The following is a 23,209-nucleotide window of genomic DNA, read 5'->3' as shown; positions in this document are numbered from 1 at the left end:
AAAAACGCTGCTCATTCGAGCAGCGTTTTTATGGGTGCGCATTGATCGGGGCCCGTTGCAGGCCCCTGGTTTCAAGACTTGAAGCGTCCCACCAAACCGTTCAGTTCATTCGACAGGTTCGACAGTCGTCCGGAGTCTTCTTGCGCCGAGCTGGCCAGGCTTTCCACCAGGCGCGCCTCGTCGTAGATCTGCTGGATATGCCGGTTGATCTCTTCGGCCACGCTGTGCTGTTCCTCGGCGGCTGCCGAGATTTGCAGGTTCTGGTCGCGGATTTCATTCACCGACAACTGGATGCCCTCGAAGCTGTCCCGTGCGCTCTCGATCGACGACACGCTGGCGCGGGACAGGTCCAGGCAGCTTTCCATCTTCTGCGACACTTCCTGGGTCTTGTTGCCCAAGGTGCTGAGCAGTTGGTCGATTTCACCGGTGGAGTCGGAGGTGCGCTTGGCCAGGGCCCGTACCTCATCCGCCACCACGGCAAAGCCCCGACCTTGATCACCGGCCCGGGCCGCTTCGATGGCCGCGTTCAGGGCCAGCAGGTTGGTTTGTTCGGCGATGGCGCGGATGGTGCCGAGGATCTGGTTGATGCTGCGGCTGCCGGCTTCCAGTTCCACCATGGCCTGGGACGATTCCGTCAGGCGGCTGCCCAGGCGGTTGACGTTGTCGGTGGTCAACTCGATCTGTTGCTTGCCCTCGGCCACCCGACGGTGCCCGCTCTCGGCGGAGTCCGCGGCATGGCTGCACGAACGGGCCACCTCGTTGGCGGTCGCCACCATCTCGTTGAACGCCGTGGAGACCAGTTCCACCGCTTCGCGCTGACGCCCGGCGGCTTCGTTCATGTTGTTGGCCACTTCGCTGTTGACCCGCGAGGCGTCCTGCAGGTTGGTCGAGGCCGCGCCGATGCGTTGGATCAACTGGCGTATGGCGGCCAGGAACTTGTTGAACCAGCCGGCCAGTTCCGCAGTTTCGTCCTTGCCCTGGACTTCCAGGTCACGGCGCAGGTCGCCTTCGCCCTGGGCGATCGACTGCAGGCCGGTGCTGACCTGGCCGATGGGTTTGACGATGACTTGGGAAAACGCTGCGGCCATCAGGGCAAAGATCAGCGCCAGCACCACCACGATGATTGCGGTCAGGTAGGTCATGCGGGTCGCCGCCGCCATGACTTCGCTGTACTCGATCAAACCGACGTAGCGCCAGCCCAGGCCGGGGGAGGTCCAGATATTGGCCATGTAGCGCACGCCGTCGATCTCCACTTCGGTGGGGCCTTGTGGCGTGGCAGCCAGGTGGGCATAGGGCGCGCCCAGGTCCTTGAGCTGCTTGAAGCTGTGCTTGGCGTCGCGAGGGTCGACCAGCACGGTGCCGTCCTCGATCAGCATTACGTAACCGCTTTCACCCAACTTGATGCTCTTGACCAGCTCCGTGAGGTTCTTCAGGGAAACACTGACGACAAACACGCCCTTGGCCTTGCCGGCGTTGTCGAGCATCGCCCGGGCAGTACCCACCAGGGCCACATCGTCTTTGTCGTAGTAGTACGCCGGGGTGCGCACGGTCTTGCCCGGGCTGGCCATGGCGGCCTTGTACCAGGGGCGGGCACGCGGATCGTACTTGGCCAGTTGCGGGTCATCCGGCCATTTGGCGTAGGTGCCGTCTTCCAGGCCGATGGACAGAATCGCTGCCGCCGGGTGGGTCGTGCCATGGCGCGCGAACTGCTCGATCACCTTCTGCGCCGCCGCAGGCATGGGCTGGCTGGCGGCGTCGGCGCCCTGGTAATCCTTCAGCGTGGCGACCGAGGTGTATACAGGATCGGTGGCCATTTGATCGACGTTCTGCTGGGTGCCGTCGAAAAACTGCCGGATATTGCCGTCAATCTGGCGGATTTCCCGGGTACTGCCATCAATGAACTGATCCACCGCCTGGGTGCGGGTGTTAAGCACTGAGATCACGGCAACCAGGCTGACCGGGATAAAGGCGACCAATACGAACGCAAGCACGAGCTTAGTTTTTATTTTCATGGTGACGACCATCAGCGGAGAGAGCGGGGCAAATGGCCGGTGCCTGACGGAAAAAGGCTATTTGCTATCAACCTTGTTTCGGCTCGACAGGTGTAAATCTTTAACAAGTATTTTGTGTACAACGGCAGGGGGCGTTTTTGCGTGGTGGGGGGAGGATGTTCGGCGGCGGCCTGGGCCAATGGCAGGGTATCGGTGCAACCCCGCAGGGGCGGGAGGAGGGGAGCAGGCAAGGGGCGCCGTGAGGGGCCCCCCTGCCTGTTCAGGGGCTATCAGGCGATAGCGTCCCAAGGGCGGTCGCCCGCGGCGTCCTTGATGCGGGTGGGCAGGCCCATCACATCCAGGGCCTTGAGGAACGGCTCGGCTGGCAGCTCTTCGACGTTGGCCATGCGTTGCACATCCCATTCGCCACGGGCCACCAACAGGGCCGCAGCCACTGGAGGAACGCCGGCGGTGTAGGAGATGCCCTGGCTGTCCGTCTCGGCAAAGGCTTCTTCGTGGCAGGCCACGTTGTAGATGAACAGCTCGTGTGGCTGGCCGTTCTTGGTGCCTTTGACCAGGTCGCCGATGCAGGTCTTGCCGGTGTAGCCCGGGGCCAGCGAAGACGGGTCGGGCAGTACGGCCTTGACCACTTTCAACGGGATGACTTCCAGGCCTTCGGCGGTCTTCACCGGTTGCTCGGAGAGCAGGCCAAGGTTTTTCAGCACAGTGAACACGTTGATGTAGTGTTCGCCGAAGCTCATCCAGAAGCGCACGTTGGGCACGTCGAGGTTTTTCGACAGCGAGTGCACTTCATCGTGGCCGGTCAGGTAGAGGTTCTGCGAACCGACAACCGGCAGGTCGTCGGTGCGTTTGACTTCGAACATGGTGTTGCTGGTCCACTGGCTGTTCTGCCAGCTCCACACCTGTCCGGTGAACTCGCGGAAGTTGATTTCCGGGTCGAAATTGGTGGCGAAGTATTTGCCGTGGGAGCCGGCATTGACGTCGAGAATGTCGATCGAATCAATGCGGTCGAAATGCTGTTGCTGTGCCAGCGCCGCATAGGCGTTGACCACACCCGGGTCGAAGCCCACGCCGAGAATGGCGGTGATGTTCTTCTGTTTGCACTCTTCCAGGTGGTTCCACTCGTAGTTGCCGTACCACGGCGGGGTCTCGCAGACCTTGCCCGGCTCTTCGTGGATGGCGGTGTCGAGGTAAGCCACGCCGGTATCGATGCAGGCGCGCAGCACCGACATGTTGAGGAACGCGGAACCGACGTTGATGACGATCTGCGAGTCGGTCTCGCGGATCAGGGCCTTGGTCGCTTCCACGTCCAGGGCGTTCAGCGCGAAGGCTTGGATGTCGGCGGGAACCTTGAGGCTACCCTTGGCCTTGACGCTGTCGATGATGGCCTGGCATTTGGAGATGTTGCGCGACGCGATAGCAATACGACCGAGTTCGTCGTTGTGCTGCGCGCACTTGTGGGCCACCACCTTGGCGACACCTCCTGCACCAATGATAAGAACGTTCTTTTTCAATTGCTTTATCTCTCCTTTATCCGCCAGCTTACGAAAGGCTGGACAGGTAGTCGTCGTAACCAAATTCACGAACCACTTCGACTGTACCGTCGAGTTGTTTCACTACGATGGACGGCATTTTCAGGCCGTTGAACCAGTTTTTCTTGACCATGGTGTAACCCGCGGTGTCGATGAACGACAGCCGATCGCCGATGGCCAGCGGACGATCAAATGGGTATTCGCCGAAGATGTCCCCGGCCAGGCAGGATTTGCCGCACACCATGTAGGTGTATTCACCGTCGCTCGGCGCCAGCTTGGCGTTGAGGCGGTAGATCAGCAGGTCCAGCAGGTGGGCTTCGATGGAGCTGTCTACCACGGCGAGGTGTTTGCCGTTGTAGAGGGTGTCGAGCACGGTGACTTCCAGGGAGGCGCTGTTGGTGATCGCCGCTTCGCCGGGTTCCAGGTAGACCTGTACGCCGTACTTCTCGGAGAAGGCCTTCAAGCGCGCGCAGAAAGCGTCCACCGCATAGTCTTCACCGGTGAAGTGGATGCCGCCGCCGAGGCTGACCCACTCGACCTTGTGCAGCAGCGCGCCGAAGCGTTCTTCGATGGTGCAGAGCATTTGGTCGAACAGGCCGAAGTCACCGTTCTCGCAGTTGTTGTGGAACATGAAGCCGGAGATCTGCTCGATCACGCCTTCGATCTTCACCGGGTCCCACTCGCCCAGACGGCTGAACGGACGCGCCGGGTCGGCCAGCAGGTAGTCGGAGCTGCTCACTTGCGGGTTCACGCGCAGGCCGCGGATCTTGCCCTCGGAGCGTTCGGCGAAGCGCTGCAACTGGCCGATGGAGTTGAAGATGATCTTGTCGCAGTTATCCAGCATCTCTTCGATTTCATCGTCGGCCCAGGCCACGCTGTAGGCGTGGGCTTCACCTTCGAACTTCTGCCGGCCGAGCTTGAGCTCGTACAGCGAGGACGAGGTGGTGCCGTCCATGTATTGCTGCATCAGGTCGAACACCGACCAGGTGGCGAAGCACTTGAGTGCCAGCAGGGCTTTGGCCCCCGACTGTTCGCGCACGTAGGCGATCTTCTGCATGTTGCTCAGCAGCTTTTGTTTGTCGATGAGGTAGTACGGCGTTTTGATCATTTCGAGGCCTCCGGCCAGGCTAGCCAAAAAAGGGCAGGCATTGTGCCCGCAGTTAACTCAGACCGAAAGGTCGGAAATGTATTTTCGACGAGTCACAGCCGGCGCAGGCAGGCGCCACGGGCCGTGCGCGGTCATCCGCCAGCGCGCCGAGTGGGCGTGCTGTGGCTTGCAGTGGCGAATGATGACGCAGATTTGTTGACGTTAGTCGTGCGCAACGATGGCGTGGCACAGGGTGAATCAAGGTCCGCGCGCGGGCCTGCGGCGTTGCGGGCAGTTCACTCCGCGGCTGGCAGGGAGGGGAGTAGGTTGCGGCGGCCGGCCTCGAGGATTTCATCGGCCAGCGGCGAGTCATCCGGGCAGGCCCGGGACAACACGATGGTGCCGATGGCGTGGGCCAGCAGGTCGATCATCGACGTGCGCGTGGCTTGCCGATCCGCGTCACTCGACGGCTTGGCCCCTTGTTCAAGGGCCTTGAGCAGGCCTTCGATGCCTTCGGCAAAGGTCGCCTTGACCTCGTCCGATTGACGCGCCGCATCACCGCTCAGGGCGGCCATGGTGCAGCCCTGGCTCCGTGCGTCCCGGTGTTCCCGTGACAGGTAGAGGGTGAAGAAGGTGGCCAGGTCCATGCCCGCGCCATTGCTCTGGCTCTGGGCAAAGCCGCAGGCCGCCGCTTCGGCCATCAGGTCGGCCTTGGAGCGGAAGTGTTTGTAGAACCCGCCGTGGGTAAAGCCTGCAGCGGCCATCAGGTCTGCCACCCCCACGCCGTCGTAACCCCGTTCGCGAAACAACTCGGAAGCGGTCTCGACGATGTGTGCCCGATTGGCTTGTGCCTGTGCCTTGGTGACCCTCATCCCTCGATGCCTCCTGTGGGTGAAGGCGCTGAATATACATTGATGTCGAACGTCATCAAAGCTGTTGACGGTTTAGATTATGATCGACATCATAACGGCTCGCCACTCACCCTGAGGACTTCCGCCATGAGCGATACCCATCTGAACGCACCGACCCGTTTCATCGACGTAGACGGTGAGCGTTTTGCCTACCGTCGCTGGGGCCAGCCCTCAGGCGTGCCGCTGTTCTTCGTGCAGCACTTTCGTGGTGGCCTGGACCACTGGGACCCGCTGCTGACCGACGGCCTGGCCGCCGGTCGGGAAGTCATTTTGTTCAACGGTCGCGGCGTCGCCTCGTCCACCGGCACGCCGCGCAACCGCATCGAGGACATGGCCGACGACATCGCCGCCGTGATCGAGGCGTTGGGCCTGGAACAGGTCGACTTGCTGGGTTTCTCCATAGGCGGCCTGCAGGTGCAGGAAGTGGCGCTGCGTCATCCGCAGCGGGTGCGCAAACTGTTGCTGCTCGGCACCGGCCTGCGTGGCGGTGACCCGACCATGGAGCCCAAGGTGCTGGAGGTGGCGCCGACACCGGTGCCGACCGTGGAAGATTTTCTCTACCTGTTCTTCGGCCGTTCTGAAGCGGCCAAGCAAGCGGGCCTGGCCTTCTGGCAGCGTCGCCATCAGCGCCTCGATCAGGACCCGCCCAGCTCGGCCGCCGTTGCCCAGGCCCAGGCTGAGGCCCACGGTGCCTACCTGGTGCCGCTGGCGGGGGAGAACCCTTACGCCTACCTCAAGGCGATCCAGCAACCGACCCTGGTCCTCAACGGCACCCACGACGTGATGATTGCCTCGATCAATTCCTGGCACCTGGTGCAGAACCTGCCCAACGCCCAGTTGCTGATCTACCCCGATGCCGGCCACGGCGCGCAGTACCAGTACCCCGAGCGTTTCCTCCAGCACGCGATCCAGTTCCTCGACGAGTGAGAGGGCGCACGCGGCAGAGCGCTACCCGCGCTCGCCGTACCCCCAACGCAGGACTCCTGAAGGCAACCCATGAGCCAGGTCGCCAACCCCTTCGTTATTCCGTTGGCCAGGCACTTATTGGCCTTGGCCATCGCAGCCCCAGGGCATCGATAAAGAGTCAGAACCGTGATTGAACCAGCAACGCCAGAACAGCCCCCGGCTCCGGTGCCGGAGGGCGAAGCGCAGGCCGGGGTCGCCGAGGGGCAGAACGCCGTGGTCGACAACCGCGACCCACAGTCCCCGACCCACCCGCTATTGATTCCTGCGGCGGACCATCCCCCGATCAAGTGGCGAGGCTTGATGCTGGAACAGTAGCGCCTTGGCAATAGAGGCCCGGCAGTTGCCCCAGGCCGCAGGGAAACGCTACTTTGCACCGGCACTGGCCTCAGGGCGGGTGCGTTTTTCCTTCCAACCAGCAGGCTCGCCCTCCCATGCTTTTTTCATCGATCGCCAACGGCCACCCTCTGACGCCCGACAACCTGGGCACCGTGCTGCCTTGGTGGAGCTTCAGCAAGACCGTGCTTGCCGCGACCGCGCTGTCGCTGGTGCGTGATGGCCGGGTCGGCCTGGACGACAGGTTGCAGGAAGGGCCGTTCACCTTGCGCCAGTTGCTGCGGCATGAAGCCGGGCTGGCGGATTACGGCGAGTTGGCCGACTACCACGCGGCGGTCGCCGCAGGTGAGGCCGCCTGGCCAGCCGATGAGATGCTGCAACGCCTTGATGCCTCGACCTTGCGCTATCCGCCCGGGGCCGGTTGGCGCTATTCGAATGTGGGCTACCTGTTGGTCGCCCGATTGATTCAGCGGCTGACCGACCTGGGGCTTGAAGACGCGGTGAACCAGCGCGCCTTGCACCCCTTGGGTGTGTCGACGGTTCGCCTCGCCACCCGGCAGGCTGATTTGCATACCCTCAGCCTGGGCATCCCAGCGGGCTACGACCCGGCCTGGGTGTACCACGGCTTGCTGATTGGGCCGCTGTCCCAGGCGACTCAGTTTCTTGATCGCCTGCTGGCCGGTCATCTGTTGCCGCCGGCCTTGCTTGAGGACCTGCAGCGTGCGCGCGTCCTGGGCGGCCCCATTCCCGGTCGCCCTTGGCAGGCACCGGGTTATGGCCTGGGCGTGATGCAGGGGCCCGTCGAGGGTGGGTTGATGCTGTGCGGGCACACCGGCGGCGGGCCGGGCAGCACCCTGGCGGTTTACCGCGCCAGTGAGGGGCAGGCGTCTGCTTGTTGTGCGGTGTTCCAGGAGGGCCACGATCAAGGTGCGGTGGAGGCCCAGGTGGTGCAGCAACTGATGGCGGCCTTGCGCCAAGGGGCTTAGCCACCAGGACCGGTATTTGTCTGTAGGCCTTGATGAAACGGGGTGGCGGCCGTTGCGGCCGACACCCCATGGGGCTCAGGGTTGGCCGACCGACAGGGGCGGGGTGCGAGGCGGGACCTGGCGTTTGCTGCCCAGGGACTCGAAGGCCGAGGCCAGGCGCAGCAGGCTGGAGTCGTCATAGGCGCGACCGGCGAAGGTCAACCCGACCGGCATGCCGATGTCCGGCATGACGCCCATGGGCACGGTGACCGTGGGCACGCCCAGGTGGCGGATGGCGAGGTTGCCGTTGGCCACCCAGACCCCGTTGCTCCAGGCAATGTCCGCGGACTGCGGGTCGACATCGGCGTTCGCCGGCCCGACGTCGGCGACCGTCGGGAAGATCACCGCATCCAGCCCCAGTCGGTCCATCCACTGTTCCAGGTCGATGCGGCGTGTTTCTTCAAGTCCGCGCAGGCCGTCCGGCAAGGTCGGGATTTCGTTCCAGGGCGTGATGCCGCGCTCGGCCATCCGCACGTACTCGTCCATGCCCGCCGCCAGGTCGTCTTCGCGGTTGGGCAGGGTTCCCGGGTCGTGGGGGAAAATCAACGGCCCGTCGACGTCCACCAGCCGATGCAGTTTCGGGTCGCCGTTGGCCTGGAGAAAATCATCGAAGGCCCAGGCGCTCAGGTCCCACAGTTCATGGTGAAGAAACGCTTTGCTCACCAGGCCCCGGGTAAACACCGTGGGTGCCCCGGGACGATCGCCTTCGCAATTGGACACCAGCGGGAAGTCCACTTCGAGTACTTCGGCACCCAGGCTTTCCAGGGCCTGGCGCGCCTGCTTCCACAGCTCGATCACCGACGGGCGGGTATGGATCTGCTGACCAGTGGGGCCGCCGATGCCTGGGGACGGCGCAGTGCCGGCTTCTGGGTCGGCGTTGATGTACATGCGCGGCACGCCGAAGCGTTTGCCGGCCAGGGCGCTGCCGTTGCCGGCCAGCGCAGGGTAGGACGCAGGCCGGATCGAGGCCACGCTGGGGATCGGCACCCAAGGTTGCAGCCGCCACAGGTCGCCCCGCGTGTCTGGGTCTTCCGCTACCACCACGTCCAGCACTTCCAGCAGGTCGGCCATGGTCCTGGCGTAGGGCACCACCACGTCCATGGTCGGTGTCAGCGGCCAGTTGCCGCGTACCGAAATCACCCCGCGTGAGGGCGTGTAGGCGCACAGGCCGTTGTTCGAGGCCGGCCCCCGGCCGCTCGACCAGGTTTCTTCCGCCAGACCGAAAGCCGCGAAGCTGGCGGCGGTTGCAGTCCCGGCGCCATTGGAGGAGCCGGACGCGAAGGGCGCGGTCAGGTAGTCGGCGTTGTACGGGCTTTCCGCACGGCCGTAGACCCCGCGTTGCATGCCGCCGTTGGCCATGGGCGGCATATTGGTCTTGCCCAGGCAGATGGCTCCGGTGGCGCGCAAGCGCTCGATGGTGAACGCATCGCGACAGGCCATCAGCTCAGCGAAGGCCGGGCTGCCCGAGGCAGCGGTGAGGCCCTTGACCAGGTAGCTGTCCTTGGCCGTGTAGGGAATGCCGTCCAGCGGCCCCAGCAGTTCGCCCTTGGCGCGACGGGCATCGGATGCCTTGGCTTCGTCGAGCGCGGCGGGGTTGCGCACCACCACGGCATTCAGCGCGGTGGGCGTGTCGGCGCCGTCGTAGGCGTCGATCCTGGCGAGGTAGGCCTGCACCAGTTCCACCGCAGTGGTCTGGCCGGATTCGAGCGCGGCACGCAGCTCGGCAATGGAAAGCTCGGTGACTTCAATCATGGGGTTACCGCCGACGACTGAGGGTGAGGGAGAACAGTGGGGATCACGCTGAAGGGCATCAGGGTATTCAAAATCGCTTCTCACAGAAAACATTCGATGCAGCGCAGCCTTTCGGGGCGGGCTTTTCCCCGCGAATTTATCCTGAACGCAAGGCGTTGTATCGGACTTTATGCGGCTACGCGCGGATTCACGCCCGACCTGTTTTGCGCCGATGGGTGGATCGCCCAGCCCTGTCGGGGTCTTCCAGTGGTTGAGGGGTGATGGCATTGGCGAGCGCTTTTGTAAACAATAGCGGCCCTTGCCAGGGTGCCCCCAAGGGTGGCGCCTTCGTTATTTGTTTTTGACCGAGATGCCAATGCCTTCGATCCACGATTCCTGCCAGCCTCGTTCGCTCCCGTGCGAGCAACGGCCATGAGTGAGACCACCCTTGAGTTGGTGCAGACCGGCCCGGAGCAGGCCGAACTGATCCGTAACCTCTATCAGTTTTATGCCTACGAGTCCTCGGACTGGGAGCAGGAAGACGTGGAGGTGGACGGACGTTTTTACATCCACGAGAAACACCTGGCGCGCTACTGGCAGGATCCGCAATGGAGCGCGAACCTGCTGCTGGTCAATGGCTTTATCGCCGGTTTCATGTTGATCGAGCGCAGCGAGTTGCCGGGGCTGCACGCCCTGGAACTGGCGGACTTGTTTATCTTGAAACGCTACCGTCGCCAGGGCATCGGCCGGGCCCTGGCAACCCAGGTGCTGAGCAGCGGTGACAGTGACTGGCTGGTGCGCTTCTACGATCAGGATGAAGTTTCCCAGGCATTCTGGCGCACCGTACTGGACGGCTTGCCGCGACCGGTGCAGGCCATCCAGCTGGATGACGAGCCGGAGTTGCTGAGCTTCCTGGTGACCCGGGCCGTGCATTGATGGCCGACGCGCGATGCCAGCCGACTCCTGGCGCGCCGCTCTGCACCGCCCGTTGGCACGGTTCAATGGGCGCTTCAACCTGCGGCTGCCTGGGTGTAAAGTCGCCGCCATGAAACTGGCCCGTTCCGACCGCTCGCTGATTGCCTGGACCCTGTATTTTTGCGTCCTGTTCAATCTGTTCGCCTGCGGTTTGGCCCATGGCCAGATGAGCGGCCTGCAACTCAATGGCGCAGGCTCCGCGTTCTGCTCGTCCCTGGGCAATTCGGCGCCAGCGTCCAAGAGTGATTTCAGTGACCCGTCGGCCAGCGGCTGGGCCGGCAGTTTTGCCTGCCCGATCTGCTCGGCGGTGACCCTGGGCATTGCCTTGCTATTGGTGCTGGGCGGCTGGCTGCGGCTTGGGCCAACACGCTGGCCCACCCGTGAACGGCGCTGCAAGGCGCCCCCTCGATATTCCTGGCCTTCGGCCAATCCCCGCGCATCCCCTCTGATCTGACCTGGCTCAGCGCCTGGCCCCAATGGCCAATGCGCACGAGCGCCCCCTGGTTCGTCGTTCGCCCTCGCCGCTGATGCGCGAGCCGGCGCACGTCGTTCATGACCCGCGGTGCCCTGGCGATCCTTATTCGCCCGGCCCCGTCGGTGCTCACGGTTAACGCTGACACGCGAAGGAACAGCAGATGGCTGATGGTTTTCAAGGTTTGAACCGGCGATCGATGCCGAGGCAAACTGCGCCGCAGGGCGCGAAAGAGGGGATGCGGGATTCAACGGCCCAAGCGGCCAGTGCCGCGCGTCGGGGGCGTCAAGCCTCGCGGGCAGGCCGGGCGGATTTTCTTCTGCCGTTTCCGGATTACCCGGGCAATGCGCGCAGCTTCGTGCACCTGGACACCCGACTGCTGCCGTACTGGCACACCTTGTTCGACGTTTGCCCCGGCTTGCTCAAACTCGACCCGCCCGATGGCCTGAATATTTTTCGCGGCTTCATGACCTGGGCCTACCGCAACCACCCGCCGTTGAACTGGACGTACTACCTGAGCCTGTGCCGCTGGTTGCTGGGTTCTGCCTACAAGACACGGATCCACCCGGAGCACATTGAGGCGTTCATGAGCGCCGCTGCGGCGCGCTGGATCACCACCGATGACAGCCAGGCCCAGGGCTTAGTGCTGGCCTGGCGAGGCTCGCCGGAGCCGGTGTTCGACTGCACGGTGTTTGACTGGAAGGTGGCGCCGCGTCTGGCTGTGGGGGCCGAGCATGAGGAGGCGTTGCCGCCCGTGCCCTGGGACTTTGCCTGGTGCCCGTTGACTGGCAAGGGCGCTGGTGGATTTCGCCGCTGGCTACCGATCCCCTGAAGGCGGGCGCAGGTTCAGGGGATGGCTGGGCGCTGACGATAGCTCGCCGTCAGCGCTTGGGGTGAAGCCGCCAGCCCCCAGAGGGAGGCTGGCGTGACCGAATGCCGGGGCCGAAGCCAGCGTCAGAAGTCCAGGGTGACGCCGGCGTACAGTGCCCGACCATCCCCGGGCGAATGCAGCGAAGCCTTGGCGCCGTCCGGGTCGTACCAGACGTATTCGTAGTAGCGATTGGTCAGGTTTTTCAGCTGCACATCCACACTCAGGGACTCGCTCACCTGGTAGGCCGCACTCAGGTTCATCAGCACATAACCGCCGTAGGTGCCCTGGGTGTTTTCGCGCTCCAGGTAATAGTTCGTCTGGCCGTTCATCCAGGCCGTCAACTGCAGGGCCGGGGTGGCGTAGTAGCTGGCACCGGCGCTGTACAGGTGGTGGGGGATGTGGTCGATTTCCTGGCCCTGGCTGTTGGGCAGGGTGGCGCTGGGCTTGAGGATTTTCGAGTACTGCCAAGAGTAGGACAGCCACAGGTCCGTGCGCTCGGTGGGGTGCAGGTTCATCTGCAGGTCGTAACCCCAGCGCCGAGTTTCACCGACGTTGTCCGATTCGCCGCTGGGGTCATTGAGCCGCCGGCTGACTTCGCCGCTGGCCTCCTGGCGCCAATAGGCGACGCGCCCATCGACCCAGTCGGCCGGGGTGAACTTGACCCCGGTTTCCCAGCCTTCGTTGATGGACGGCGCCAGGTCCGTGTCCCGCGGCGGGATCTTGTAGGCCGCCGCCCCGGTGCCGACCTGAAAGGTGCGCCCCCAGTTGGCGTACAGGCTCGCCACGTCCCAGGGTGAGTAGACCACGCTGAGCTTGGGTTGCTTGATCAGCCCGTAGTCGTTGATGTCGTAGTCCAGGCCGGTCATTTCATTGGTGAAGTCGCCCTGGATCTTGTCGACCCGATAGGCCGGGACGATTTTCAATGATTCGAACGGTTTGATCTCGGCCTGCACGTAGGCGCCGTAGGTGTCGAAATCGAACTGCTGGTCGCGGGTTTGTGCCAGTCGCGCTCGGTCCCGGGTGCGGTAGCGCTCGCTCTTGTTCTGTTGCTGTTGCACATCCGCGCCGCCTTCCAGGGCGAAGTCGTAGAGCCAGCTGACTTCAGGGCGCCAGGTCAGGGCGGTGAGGGCACCGTACTGGGTTTCGTAAGTGTCGCGTTCCTGTTGCGAGCTGGTGCGCCAGTACTGGGTCCAGCGCCGGTCGTCGAAGGTGTTGACGTAGGTTTTCGCCGACCACGCCAGGTTCTCGGCCAGGTCGGTATCGAAGTGCAGGCTGACCTGGTTCATCCGCCGCGTGCCTTTGTCGGTGGCGTTGTAACTGTTGGTCATGGTGGGGTGCCGGCGAGCGTCCTCCTCACTCAAGTAGCCGGGTTCCTGAGCCTCGGTTTCGTAGTGACGGGCGATCAGGCCGATGCGGTAACTGTCGTCGTCCGGGGTGTAGAACCATTTGCCGGACATGGAAAACTTGTCCGCCTCGGCGTGATCGCGGTAACCGTCGGCCTTCTGGTAGGCGAAGAAATAGTTCTGGGTCCAATTGCTGCTTTCGATGCCTTTGGCCAGTTGGGTTTCCCGGGTATTGAAGCTGCCGTAGCGGACCCGTGCCTTGCTGTAGTCGCCGCCGGTGCGGGTCAGCATGTTGACGTTGCCGGCGATGTTGTTCAGGCCATAGCGGGCATCGCTGGTGCCGCGCACCACCTCGATGCTGTCCAGCTCCAAGGGGAAAATCATGTCCATGTACGGCATGTTGCCGTCGTTGCTGTTGCTCGGGATGCCGTCGATCAGCAGCTTGACCGCGTTGACCTCGCCTTCGCCGTTAAAGCCGCGAAAGGAAATTTTGCCGGAGGTGGTGCCCTGGTTGAACTCGGTGAGCATGACACCCGGGGCGCGGCTGAACAGTTCCCAGCTGTAGTCGACCGGCATTTTTTCCAGGAGGTCGGCTCCCAGAATGTCCACCGAACTCAACACCCGGCTGCTGCTCAGGGGGCCGTTGTGGCTGGCGCCCTGCACGGTCACGGTGCCCAGGGTCAGGGCCGAGTCGTCGACCCGGGCGGTTTCAGCCAGGGCGCTGGACAGCGGCGTCAGGGCAAACAGGCCGCAGGTCAGCAGCGACCATGTGCGGGCAGGCAGGGGAGTAACCTTTGGGCGGGGCAAGGGGGTAAACACAGGCATGACGCAGATTTCCTGATAACCAAGGACGTTGCCGGGGCGGTGACACGCGCACGCAGGCGCGCCCGATACCCGGGGATAAAGGCGGGGTGGCAATCAGGCGCTGGGGGAGGCGCGAGGCGTCAGGCTGGGCCAGCGCACCCGGGGGTGCAGGGTCGGCAGGGTGGGGTGGTCGAGGGCGATGTCGGCGCTGTAGCGCGGCAAAGGGTGGCGATAGTAATTGCCCGGTACGGCCGCCAGACCGCCATGGCCGCAGCAGCATTCGCCATGCTGCATCGGGCGGTTATCGGGGCGGGTGGGCAGCACATCGAGCAGGGTGTCGAAGTCGGCTGGCAGCGCCTGGGCAGCGTTGGCCGAGCAGAAGCCACCCCACAGCATCAGTTGTGCGTCCGGGGTTTGCGTGGCTCGGCTCATGGGCATGGCCAGCAGGTTGAGCAGCAAGGCCAGGCAGGCGATCCAGGGGCTGATGCGCTTGAGTGAAACCATCGACGAGTCCAGCGAGGAGGGTGAGCGCAGTGGTTCGAATTCGACCCTTCGCGCGCCCCGTTTCGGGTGCAGGCATTTTGCCTTAATCGTCCGGGCTTGAGGGCGAAAAAGCCCGCCTCTACGGGGGCAGTGGGGGCGCGACAGGATGACGCACCTTCTGCCGGGCGCGGGTGCCCTGTGCCCAAGGCCGCGCCGGGTGGCGAGCTGTTGGAGGGCGTGTTGGAAGCAGGAAGGGAAAGGGCTGCGGCGGTCTGTCGCAGGGAGGCGTGGCAAACCGCTGCTGCCCTTGCAGCCCGCCGCCTGGCACAGCGGCGGGCTGCACGGCCTCAGTAGGCGTAGCGCAGGGTGGTCATGAAGTTGCGCGGTGCGCCGTAAAGCCCGGCCGCGGTGGTGGTGTAGTACTCCTTGTCGAACAGGTTGTTGACGTGGACCGAGGCCGTCAGCGCCGGGCTGATCTGGTACTTGGCCATCATGCTGGCCAGGGCGTAGCTGCTCTGGGTGGTGGCGTAGCTCAGGTCGTAACCGGCCTCGCTCTGCCAGTTCAGGCCGCCGCCCACGGTGAGTTTGTCCAGGGCCCCGGGCAGGCGGTAGGTGGTGAACAGCTTGACGCTGTTGCGCGGGATCTCGGTGACGATGCGCCGGTCGTCATCATTGAAGCTGACGCTGTAGGAGTAGCCGCCGGTGAACTGCCAGCCCTCGCTGATTTCACCATTCACCTCCAGTTCCACCCCTTCGCTGGTGGTGCCGTTCTCGGCCCGGTAGGCCTGGAAGCCGTTGGGCGCCAGGTTGCTGCCATCGGCGACGGCCAGGTTGTCTTGCTCGACGCGAAACAGTGCCAGGCTGGTGTTGAGGCGGCCCTCGTAGAACCCGGCCTTGAGGCCCACTTCGTAGCCGGTGCCTTCCTGCGGGTCGAGGGGCGTGCCCTTGACGTCGCGGACCGTGGCCGACTGCGGGTTGAAGATCTGGGTGTAGCTGGCGTAGGCGGTCCAGGTGTCGTTCAGGTCGTAGACGAAGCCGGCGTAGGGAATGAAGATCCCGGTCTCGGTGCGGTCGGTCTTGGTGGTCGCCCCGCCGTACAGCCGGCTGGTGCTGTCGCGCTGCCAGTCCACCACGCGGCTGCCAAGGATCAGGCTGGCGGCGTCCGTCAGGTGCCAGCGCGAGGTCAGGTAGGCGGCGTATTGGGTTTCGGTCAGGTCGCTGTCGCCGACTTTGTTGAAGGTCGGCTTGGGTGCGCTGCCGTCCCAGTCGTAGATGTTGCCGATCACCCCGTTGTAGCCCGAGCCGGGCCGTTGCCAGCCACCGTAGTTGGGGGTGCCGCGTTCTTCGAGGCGCGACAGGGTGACGCCGCCAATCAGCTCGTGCTCCCGGCCCAGCAGTGGGAACGAGCCCGTCAGGTAGGCGTCCAGGTTGTCCTGTTGGGGCGTGGCCTGCCAGCGGGTCGGCATGATCACCGCGCCGGCGCCGGTCTGGGTGTCGATCTCGCCGGCCATATAGGCGACCACGGTGTCGTAGTCGTTGCGGGTGTGGCTGTACTCCAGCTTGCCGCTCCAGCCGTTGTCGAAGTGCTGTTCGACGGAGGCGAACACCGTGCTCTGCTGGCGATCGTAGTAGCTCCAGTCCGGCGAGGTGTTGAACGATCGCTTGATGTCAGTCTTGCCGCCGTCGGTGGTGAACAGCGGGAAGCCGGTGCGCATCGGCGCGTTGCTGTGGGTGGTCTGGTGGCTCAGGCCCAGGGTCAGCAGGGTCGAGTCAGTGACGTCGAATTCGGTGATGCCGTAGACCGTGGACAATTCCTGGCTGAAGCGATCGATCCAGGCGTGCTGGTCCTTGCTGTCGGCCACCAGGCGCGCACGCACGGTGCCGCTGTCGTTCAGCGCGCCGCCGACGTCCACCCCCAGGCCATAGCGGTCCCAGCTACCGGCTTCGGCGCTGAGAATCACCTGGGGTTCGCTGGTGGGCCGCTTGCGGATCAGGTTGATGGTCGCCGATGGGTTGCCCAGGCCGCTGATCAGCCCGGTGGCGCCGCGCACCACTTCCACGCGGTCGTACATCGCGGTGTTCTGGGTGTAGTTGTCCATGCGCGAGGAGGTCGGTACGCCATCGATCTCGAAGTTGCCGATGGGGAAACCGCGGGACAGGTAGCTGGTGCTGTCGGCCCCCAGGCTTTCGCGAATCACCGTGATGCCGGTGGTGGCGTCCAGGGCGTCGGTGAGGTTGTCGAGCTTCTGGTCTTCCAGGCGCTGGCGGGTCAGTACCGTCACTGACTGCGGGGTTTCCTTGATGGACAGGTTGAGCCGCGTCGAACTGCTGGACGAGTCGGTGGTGTAGGACCCGGTGCCTTCGGTGGTCGAGCCCGGGGCCTTGCCGGAGATGCTCAGGGCCGTCAGTTCCAGGGCCGTGTCGCCGAGCGCCTTGACCGGCACCAGCACATAGCCGCCGTTGCTCTGGCGCTGGGCCTGCAGGCCGCTGTTCGCCAACAGTTGGCGCAGGCCTTCCTCGACCGAATGCACACCTTGCAGGCCGGGGGACTCCAGGCCACGGGTCTGTTCACTGGCAAATGACAGGGTCACGCGCGAGGTGGCGGCAAACTGGCTCAGGGCGCTGGCCAGGGGGCCGGCGGCGATGCTGTAGCTGAGCATCTCGGCCTGGGCACTGGCGTGGCCGGGCACCACCGCGAGTGGCGTGACGGTCAGGCCCAACAGGGCCAGGTGCACAGCACTGGCGAGGGGCCGGGCCGCTCGCAGGGAAAAACGGGGCATGAACACATCCTTCGGTTGGCGTGGCAAAGGTGCGGCAGTTATCGCCGCTTCAGTGCTTGGCCGGATGAGAATGAAAATCGGCAACCCCCAGCATGATTTTTTGCACCACACCCGTCATCGCCGCCATCGCCGGCAAGCCGGCTCCTACAGAAAACGCGACACCCCACACCCTTGTAGGAGCTGGCTTGCCAGCGATGACTTATGTCCAGCCAACACAGATCCAGCACCCGTACGCCCATACCCACATTTCACGCCGCTTCAACGCGCACCCAATACCGTGTCAGGTAGCGCACGCGCACCGGTAGCGAGGTGCCGAGGTTTTCCAGCAGGGTGTCGCTGTCGTCCAGGCGAAAGGCCCCGGACAGGCGCAAGGTGGCCACGGCCGGGCTGCACTGCAGGACACCGCTGCGGTAGCGGGCGATTTCCTTGAGCAGGTCATCCAGGCGCCAGTCGACGGCCATCAGCATGCCCTGGGCCCAGGCGTCGGAGCCGGCGGGCAGGGCACTCGGCGCGTCCAGTTGATGGCGGTCGAAGCCGGCCTGCTGGCCGGATTCCAGGCGCAGCACCCGATTCGTTTCCTGCAGAGGCCGCAGTTCTACCGCGTGCTCCAGCACCTGCACCTGGGTATGCCCGGAGTCACTGCGCACGGCGAAGCGCGTGCCCAGGGCGCGCACGCTGCCTTCCGGGGTGTGCACGATAAAGGGCCGGCCAGCGGGGTCGACGGCGGTCTGGATCAGCACTTCGCCGTGGTGCAGTTGGATCTCGCGCACGCGCTCGCTGTAGCGCAGGTCCACGGCGCTGTCGGTGTTCAGGTCCAGTTGGCTGCCGTCGGCCAGTTGCAGGCGCCGCCGCTGGCCTTTGGCGGTGCGGTATTGGGCCATCCTGGCCGCCAGCGGTTCGAGTTCCAGTGCGCCCCAACCGGTGGCGCCGGCCGCCAGCAGCAGGCCCAGGGTCTTGAGCACCGCTCGACGCCGAGCGCGCACGCCGGCCAGGGTTGGCAAGGCCACGGCGTGAGGCAGCACGCCCAGCTGCCGCTGCAGTTTCTCGACCCGGGCCCAGGCTTGGGCATGGGCCGCGCTTTCTTCCAGCCAGGCGCGCCAGGCCTGGCGCTCGCTGTCGCTGGGCGGCGTGGCATTGAGTTGCACATACCAGGTGGCGGCGGCTTCCAAGACCTGGCGGTCGAGGGCGGCGGGCATCGGTTTCAATCGTCCACCAGCATCAGGCAATGGGTCATGGCGCGGATCATGTGCTTCTTCACCGTGGTCACCGACACGCCCAGGCGCTCGGCGGTGGCGACATAGCTCAAGCCTTCGAGTTGCAAGGTGAGGAAGATGGTGCGGGTGCGCTCGCCCAGGTCGTCGAGCATGGCGTCCACGGCGGTCAGGGTTTCCAGGATCAGCAGGCGGGTTTCCGGGGAAATGTCCAGCGGCTCCGGGCGCAGCATCAGGACTTCCAGGTAGGCCTGTTCCACCGAACGGCGGCGGAACTTGTCGATCATCAGCGCCCGGGCGATGGCGCTGAGGTACGTGCGCGGTTCACGGATGGCCTCGACATTGCGCGCCATCAACACCCGCACGAACGTGTCCTGGGCCAGGTCCGCGGCATCGCTCGAATTACCCAGCCGTGCGCGCAGCCAGCCATTGAGCCAGCCGTTGTGTTCGCTGTAGAGCCGGTGCAGCACAGGGGAGTTGGAGCCGGACATGGGAGTGATCGCAATTGAGAATGATTATTTATTATTGTTTACGGAAATAGCGCCCGCTGACAAGCCTGGGCTGAAACCCGTGCTGTTCAAGGCGCGACTGTGAAGCGGCAAGGGCGGTGGCGCAGGTGCCATTTTGAGGGGGCGGGGCAGAGGGCAGGGCGGCACGTTCCTGTGCCAGTGGGGTACGCCAGGCCGGCGACCGGGAGGGGGTCAGTTGCGGCGCATCAGGGTCTGCGGGGCGACGCCGAAGGCCTTGCGAAAGGCATGGCTGAAATGGGACAGGTCGGAGAAGCCGCAGTCCAGGGCGACCTGGGAAATGCTCCGCGCCTGACCGCGCTCGATGGCGGTGCGGCTGGCTTGCAGGCGCGCCTGCCACAACTCGGACATGGGCGTCTTCTGATGCCGGGCGAAGGCCCGGGTGACGGTGCGCGTGGACACGTGATGGGCCTTGGCGATCTGTTCGATGGACAGTTCCTGGTCGGTCAGGTGCTTGTGCATGTAGTTCATCACCCGGCCATACAGGTCACGCTCGTCGCTGAGGGTTTCCAGTTGCGGCACTTCCAGGCTCAGGGCGACCAGGTCCAGCAGGGTCATGGCGAAGCGATTGGAAAAGTCGCTGTTGTTCAGGCTGGGCGGCGCGGTGACGGCCTGGCGCAGCATCTCGCGCAATGGCGTGACCCCGGGGCGTTGGTCATCGAGCACTTCGGCGGTGAGGTTTTCCACGCCGGGCAAGCGGCTGCTGAGCAAGTGGCGCGGAATGCGCACCAGGTGGTTGTCCGTCCCGCCGAGGCTGAAGCGGAACGCCTGGGCGGCGTCATAGAGCATCAGGTTGTCGGCACCCAGCACGGCTTTGCGCCCACCTTGTTCCATCTGCCCATAGCCGCGTTGCAGAAAGCCTAGCCAGAGGTCGTCGTCCGGGCCGGTCTTGAGGTGCTGGGGGGTGCGTTCCCAGTGGTGCAGGGACGACGAGATGGTACAGATGTCCAGGGCTCCCAGGCCGCGGACGTGCAGCTGGCCATCGAAATTCCGTTCATCCATCGGCTGGCTTGCCGCCGGTATGCAGTGCCGGCATACCACTTCCTTCCAGTACTCAAAACGGTGCGGTTTGGCGACGGTCTCGGTTGAGTAATCAGTCGTCATGGGGAGTACCTCTAAAAGATTCGCTTACTGATCGTATGGCGTTACGGGTGCTGTGATGGCTGGGCCTTGGCGGTCGATCGCCAACAAAAAGCAAAACCCGGGCCATTCGGGCGCTCGCGGACGGGGGCGTCGCGCCTGCGCTTGCACAACGCCGTGGCAGACGCGTGGCTGACCCTTGTCGCAGTGCCGGAGCGCCGTTGCCCGAGTGCGGTTCGAGCCGCTGCCCCGCCGATCCGCGCCTTGGTCAGGGCTGCGGTGCTACTTAATGAGGCAATAGCGGCCCGGGAACGGGGTCAATGTGCCAAATCGGAACAGTGCCTGCGCCCGTGTACGGCGGGTTGGGGGCTGGCTCAAGGGATGTCCGTCTCAACCAACAGGTTGTCTTTTTCAGCCAAGCACCGGGGGCGCGCCCGGCATAACTTCTCTACGTCGGCATAAGTATCAACTATCCCACCGTGGGGAACGGTTATGAACTTAACGGATCGGCAACTGTTGTCTGAAAAAATACGCGCACTTTATTGTCGAGACATTGCGCCGGAAGAGTCTTCCAGCTTCTTGATCGAAGTACTTGAAACTTACTTTGAGTGTTGGCTGGGGCAACTTTCACGCGGGTGTCGACAACGCTGGGTGCGTTGGTTTGAACCGGGTTAGGGCCCGCCGTTTTCGACCGGTTATCGTTGGAAATACGCTTGAGATCGCTGGGTCAGAGCGGTTTTTGCGAAGCCGGGTGAGGACGTGGACGCGGTCAGGCACCGGCGGTGCGCCCCCTGTTGTATTGAATGAAGTTAGATAATAAAAACGTCAAGGCCTGGTTGCGGGTCTTGATAGAAATGCAAGTTGTTTATTGACGTTCTGCCCATGAATCCAATGCCGGTCTGGATGCTCGAAGTGTGCTCTGCCGCCTTTGAATGACCGTGCAAACAATAATTATCACAACACCAGGAGTGATCATGGAATCCGCTATCGACAAACACCTCAAGTGCCCCCGGACGCTGTCTCGCCGCGTCCCCGATGAATACCAGCCGCCGTTTCCGATGTGGGTCGGGCGTGCCGATGAACAACTGAAGCAGGTGGTGATGGGCTACTTGGGTGTGCAGTATCGGGGCGAGGAGCAGCGCGCAGCGGCCTTGCAGGCCATGCGGCAGATCGTCAGCAGTTTCAGCCTGGCCGATGGCCCGCTGACCCATGACCTGACGCACCACACCGACAACAGCGGCTACGACAACCTGATGATCGTCGGCTACTGGAAAGACCCGGCCGCCCACTGCCGCTGGCTGCGTTCCCCCGAGGTCAACGACTGGTGGGCATCAGCGGATCGCCTCAGCGACGGCCTGGGTTATTTCCGCGAGATCGTCGCGCCACGGGCCGAACAGTTCGAGACGCTGTACGCCTTCCGCGACCAGTTGCCCGGGGTCGGCGCCATCATGGACAACACCAGCGGCGAGATCGAAGAACACGGCTACTGGGGCTCGATGCGTGACCGCTTCCCGGTGTCCCAGACCGACTGGATGCAGCCCAACGGCGAATTGCGTGTGGTGGCGGGCGACCCGGCCCAAGGTGGGCGCGTGGTGGTCGTGGGGCATGACAACATTGCCTTGATTCGCTCCGGCCAGGATTGGGCCGAAGCCGAGGCCGAGGAGCGTTCCCTGTACCTCGACGAGATCCTTCCAACCCTGCAGGCCGGCATGGATTTCCTGCGCGACAACGGCCAGCCCCTGGGCTGCTACAGCAACCGCTTTGTGCGCAACATCGACCTGGACGGCAACTTCCTCGACCTGAGCTACAACATCGGCCACTGGCGTTCGGTGGAGAAGCTGGAGCGCTGGGCCGAGTCCCATCCGACCCATTTGCGCATCTTCGTCACCTTCTTCCGGGTCGCCGCCGGCCTGGCCAAGCTGCGGCTGTACCACGAAGTCTCGGTGTCGGACGCCAAGAGCCAGGTCTTCGAGTACATCAATTGCCACCCGCAGACCGGGATGCTGCGCGACGCCTTGCCTGCGCAAGGTTGAACCGCGCGCCTTGAAGACCGCGGGCTGCACTCAGCCCGCCCATTGACCCCTATGTCGAGCCGGCTGCCGCCGAGGCGGCCAGGCGCCCCTGTGCAAGGAATTCACCATGAACAAGACCCGTCTGCTGATGCTCAGTGCCGTCCTGCCTGCCTTGCAGGCGCAAGCGGTGGAAGTGGCCCCCGGCGACTATGAGCAATACCCAGTGGGCGCCACCATCGGCGCTATCTACTACCAGCATTCCACCACCGACTCGCTGTACGCCAACGGGCACAAGAGCAGCTCGGACTTCAACCTGACGTCCGATGTCGGCATCTTGCGTCTGCTGCACGTCTACGCCCTGAGCGACACCGTGACCATCGATCCGCAGTTCCTCCTGCCGTTCGGCCACGTGTCCAGCGGCGGCGATGCTTCGGCCCTGGGCAGCACCAGCGGCATTGGCGACTTGATTCTCACCGCGCCACTGAAGTGGCGGCTCAACGAAGCCCGCGACACCCTGAGCCTGGCGCCCTACGTGTTCGTGCCCACCGGCGACTACGACAAGAACGACCCGCTGAACATCGGCGAGAACCGCTGGAAGTTCGAACTGCAAAGCGCCTACGTCAAACACTTCACGGAAAAATGGGCCATGGACCTGGTGGGCGGTGCCACCTGGTACGGCGACAACAACGATTTCGGCCCGGCCGCCAACCGCATGGAGCAAGACGTCTCCTACGCCGCGCAAATCATGGGCCGCTACATGCCGGACGCAACCACCGCCTTTGGTATCGGCTTCGGGCGTAGCTGGGGCGGCGAGACCAATGTCGAGCGGGTCAACCAGGACAACGAACTGGGCACCACTAACTTCCGGGTGACCGCCACCAAGTTCTTCACCGCGCAAGACCAGATCCAGTTGCAACTGGGCAAGGACCTGTCGGTGGACAACGGCGCCAAGGAAGACTTCCGCATGAACCTGCGTTACGCCCGGGTGTTTTAACCCGGGTCGGGCGTCGGCGCGCCTGCCTGGGCTGGCAGTGGCAGGCACGCCGTCACCCCG

The 23,209-nt window shown here is 64.1% G+C and carries 19 protein-coding genes and 1 pseudogene; 8 read left to right on the top strand and 12 right to left on the bottom strand.

Going from position 1 to position 23,209, the window contains the following annotated elements; genetic code table 11:
* Positions 1-71 precede the first annotated feature (71 nt).
* The 5 genes and pseudogenes from M1B35_RS32430 to M1B35_RS26305 form a co-directional block, all read right to left on the bottom strand.
* Complete coding sequence (locus tag M1B35_RS32430) at positions 72-839, bottom strand: methyl-accepting chemotaxis protein (RefSeq protein ID WP_425273453.1); 768 nt, start codon at positions 837-839, stop codon at positions 72-74.
* Positions 840-926: 87 nt separating this feature from the next.
* Positions 927-2,012, bottom strand: a pseudogene (locus M1B35_RS32425) (cache domain-containing sensor histidine kinase); the annotation flags it as partial.
* A 269-nt stretch (positions 2,013-2,281) separates the two neighbouring features.
* On the bottom strand, positions 2,282-3,526 hold the full coding sequence (locus M1B35_RS26315; protein WP_123333917.1) for a saccharopine dehydrogenase family protein: 1,245 nt from the start codon (positions 3,524-3,526) through the stop codon (positions 2,282-2,284).
* Positions 3,527-3,554: 28 nt separating this feature from the next.
* On the bottom strand, positions 3,555-4,652 hold the full coding sequence (locus M1B35_RS26310) for a carboxynorspermidine decarboxylase (protein ID WP_268263510.1): 1,098 nt from the start codon (positions 4,650-4,652) through the stop codon (positions 3,555-3,557).
* A 275-nt stretch (positions 4,653-4,927) separates the two neighbouring features.
* Entirely contained in the window at positions 4,928-5,503 is a 576-nt protein-coding gene (locus M1B35_RS26305; RefSeq protein ID WP_268263509.1) for a TetR/AcrR family transcriptional regulator, read from the bottom strand.
* 126 nt (positions 5,504-5,629) lie between these two features.
* On the opposite strand from M1B35_RS26305, the gene M1B35_RS26300 reads away from it, so the two are divergent.
* The 3 genes from M1B35_RS26300 to M1B35_RS26290 all read left to right on the top strand — a co-directional run bounded on the left by M1B35_RS26300 (position 5,630) and on the right by M1B35_RS26290 (position 7,827).
* Positions 5,630-6,469: an alpha/beta fold hydrolase gene (locus M1B35_RS26300; protein WP_123333911.1), complete on the top strand. Its 840-nt coding sequence runs from the start codon at positions 5,630-5,632 to the stop codon at positions 6,467-6,469.
* Between the two features lie 165 nt (positions 6,470-6,634).
* Entirely contained in the window at positions 6,635-6,823 is a 189-nt protein-coding gene (locus tag M1B35_RS26295) for a hypothetical protein (protein ID WP_268263508.1), read from the top strand.
* A 116-nt stretch (positions 6,824-6,939) separates the two neighbouring features.
* Positions 6,940-7,827, top strand: a complete 888-nt coding sequence (locus M1B35_RS26290; RefSeq protein WP_268263507.1) for a serine hydrolase domain-containing protein — start codon at positions 6,940-6,942, stop codon at positions 7,825-7,827.
* Positions 7,828-7,902: 75 nt separating this feature from the next.
* Here M1B35_RS26290 and M1B35_RS26285 read toward each other — a convergent pair whose 3' ends face one another.
* Positions 7,903-9,618 (bottom strand): amidase, encoded by a 1,716-nt coding sequence (locus tag M1B35_RS26285; RefSeq protein WP_268263506.1) that lies wholly within the window; start codon positions 9,616-9,618, stop codon positions 7,903-7,905.
* A 411-nt stretch (positions 9,619-10,029) separates the two neighbouring features.
* On the opposite strand from M1B35_RS26285, the gene M1B35_RS26280 reads away from it, so the two are divergent.
* From M1B35_RS26280 to M1B35_RS26270, 3 genes are all read left to right on the top strand, one after another.
* Entirely contained in the window at positions 10,030-10,533 is a 504-nt protein-coding gene (locus M1B35_RS26280) for a GNAT family N-acetyltransferase (RefSeq protein WP_268263505.1), read from the top strand.
* Between the two features lie 109 nt (positions 10,534-10,642).
* Positions 10,643-11,026, top strand: a complete 384-nt coding sequence (locus M1B35_RS26275; protein ID WP_268263504.1) for a DUF2946 domain-containing protein — start codon at positions 10,643-10,645, stop codon at positions 11,024-11,026.
* Positions 11,027-11,282: 256 nt separating this feature from the next.
* On the top strand, positions 11,283-11,876 hold the full coding sequence (locus tag M1B35_RS26270; RefSeq protein ID WP_268263503.1) for a putative natural product biosynthesis protein: 594 nt from the start codon (positions 11,283-11,285) through the stop codon (positions 11,874-11,876).
* Between the two features lie 122 nt (positions 11,877-11,998).
* Here M1B35_RS26270 and M1B35_RS26265 read toward each other — a convergent pair whose 3' ends face one another.
* From M1B35_RS26265 to M1B35_RS26240, 6 genes are all read right to left on the bottom strand, one after another.
* Positions 11,999-14,083 (bottom strand): TonB-dependent receptor, encoded by a 2,085-nt coding sequence (locus tag M1B35_RS26265; protein WP_425273452.1) that lies wholly within the window; start codon positions 14,081-14,083, stop codon positions 11,999-12,001.
* A 93-nt stretch (positions 14,084-14,176) separates the two neighbouring features.
* The gene (locus M1B35_RS26260) at positions 14,177-14,566 is read right to left on the bottom strand and encodes a DUF2946 family protein (RefSeq protein WP_268263502.1); all 390 of its coding nucleotides are present in this window, start codon (positions 14,564-14,566) and stop codon (positions 14,177-14,179) included.
* Between the two features lie 326 nt (positions 14,567-14,892).
* Positions 14,893-17,325: a TonB-dependent siderophore receptor gene (locus tag M1B35_RS26255; RefSeq protein WP_268263501.1), complete on the bottom strand. Its 2,433-nt coding sequence runs from the start codon at positions 17,323-17,325 to the stop codon at positions 14,893-14,895.
* A 248-nt stretch (positions 17,326-17,573) separates the two neighbouring features.
* Positions 17,574-18,521: a FecR domain-containing protein gene (locus M1B35_RS26250; RefSeq protein WP_268263500.1), complete on the bottom strand. Its 948-nt coding sequence runs from the start codon at positions 18,519-18,521 to the stop codon at positions 17,574-17,576.
* Between the two features lie 5 nt (positions 18,522-18,526).
* On the bottom strand, positions 18,527-19,027 hold the full coding sequence (locus tag M1B35_RS26245) for a sigma-70 family RNA polymerase sigma factor (RefSeq protein ID WP_123333891.1): 501 nt from the start codon (positions 19,025-19,027) through the stop codon (positions 18,527-18,529).
* A gap of 210 nt (positions 19,028-19,237) precedes the next feature.
* A complete protein-coding gene (locus tag M1B35_RS26240) occupies positions 19,238-20,167 on the bottom strand; it encodes an AraC-like ligand-binding domain-containing protein (protein WP_123333889.1) in 930 nt (309 codons plus the stop codon).
* A 950-nt stretch (positions 20,168-21,117) separates the two neighbouring features.
* On the opposite strand from M1B35_RS26240, the gene oxdA reads away from it, so the two are divergent.
* On the top strand, positions 21,118-22,176 hold the full coding sequence (gene oxdA, locus M1B35_RS26235) for an aliphatic aldoxime dehydratase (protein WP_123333887.1): 1,059 nt from the start codon (positions 21,118-21,120) through the stop codon (positions 22,174-22,176).
* 106 nt (positions 22,177-22,282) lie between these two features.
* A complete protein-coding gene (locus M1B35_RS26230; RefSeq protein WP_123333885.1) occupies positions 22,283-23,149 on the top strand; it encodes a transporter in 867 nt (288 codons plus the stop codon).
* Positions 23,150-23,209 lie beyond the last annotated feature (60 nt).

The organism is Pseudomonas morbosilactucae (assembly GCF_023241665.1).
GTDB lineage: Bacteria > Pseudomonadota > Gammaproteobacteria > Pseudomonadales > Pseudomonadaceae > Aquipseudomonas > Aquipseudomonas morbosilactucae.
This window is presented reverse-complemented; position numbering and strand designations above follow the sequence as displayed.

Coding starts and splice junctions, on each gene's coding strand:
- M1B35_RS32430 (WP_425273453.1), bottom strand. CDS start 839: ATGAACGAAGCCGCCGGGCGTCAGCGCGAAGCGGTGGAACTGGTCTCC.
- M1B35_RS26310 (WP_268263510.1), bottom strand. CDS start 4,652: ATGATCAAAACGCCGTACTACCTCATCGACAAACAAAAGCTGCTGAGC.
- M1B35_RS26305 (WP_268263509.1), bottom strand. CDS start 5,503: ATGAGGGTCACCAAGGCACAGGCACAAGCCAATCGGGCACACATCGTC.
- M1B35_RS26300 (WP_123333911.1), top strand. CDS start 5,630: ATGAGCGATACCCATCTGAACGCACCGACCCGTTTCATCGACGTAGAC.
- M1B35_RS26290 (WP_268263507.1), top strand. CDS start 6,940: ATGCTTTTTTCATCGATCGCCAACGGCCACCCTCTGACGCCCGACAAC.
- M1B35_RS26285 (WP_268263506.1), bottom strand. CDS start 9,618: ATGATTGAAGTCACCGAGCTTTCCATTGCCGAGCTGCGTGCCGCGCTC.
- M1B35_RS26280 (WP_268263505.1), top strand. CDS start 10,030: ATGAGTGAGACCACCCTTGAGTTGGTGCAGACCGGCCCGGAGCAGGCC.
- M1B35_RS26275 (WP_268263504.1), top strand. CDS start 10,643: ATGAAACTGGCCCGTTCCGACCGCTCGCTGATTGCCTGGACCCTGTAT.
- M1B35_RS26270 (WP_268263503.1), top strand. CDS start 11,283: ATGCGGGATTCAACGGCCCAAGCGGCCAGTGCCGCGCGTCGGGGGCGT.
- M1B35_RS26265 (WP_425273452.1), bottom strand. CDS start 14,083: ATGCCTGTGTTTACCCCCTTGCCCCGCCCAAAGGTTACTCCCCTGCCT.
- M1B35_RS26260 (WP_268263502.1), bottom strand. CDS start 14,566: ATGGTTTCACTCAAGCGCATCAGCCCCTGGATCGCCTGCCTGGCCTTG.
- M1B35_RS26255 (WP_268263501.1), bottom strand. CDS start 17,325: ATGCCCCGTTTTTCCCTGCGAGCGGCCCGGCCCCTCGCCAGTGCTGTG.
- M1B35_RS26250 (WP_268263500.1), bottom strand. CDS start 18,521: ATGCCCGCCGCCCTCGACCGCCAGGTCTTGGAAGCCGCCGCCACCTGG.
- M1B35_RS26245 (WP_123333891.1), bottom strand. CDS start 19,027: ATGTCCGGCTCCAACTCCCCTGTGCTGCACCGGCTCTACAGCGAACAC.
- M1B35_RS26240 (WP_123333889.1), bottom strand. CDS start 20,167: ATGACGACTGATTACTCAACCGAGACCGTCGCCAAACCGCACCGTTTT.
- oxdA (WP_123333887.1), top strand. CDS start 21,118: ATGGAATCCGCTATCGACAAACACCTCAAGTGCCCCCGGACGCTGTCT.
- M1B35_RS26230 (WP_123333885.1), top strand. CDS start 22,283: ATGAACAAGACCCGTCTGCTGATGCTCAGTGCCGTCCTGCCTGCCTTG.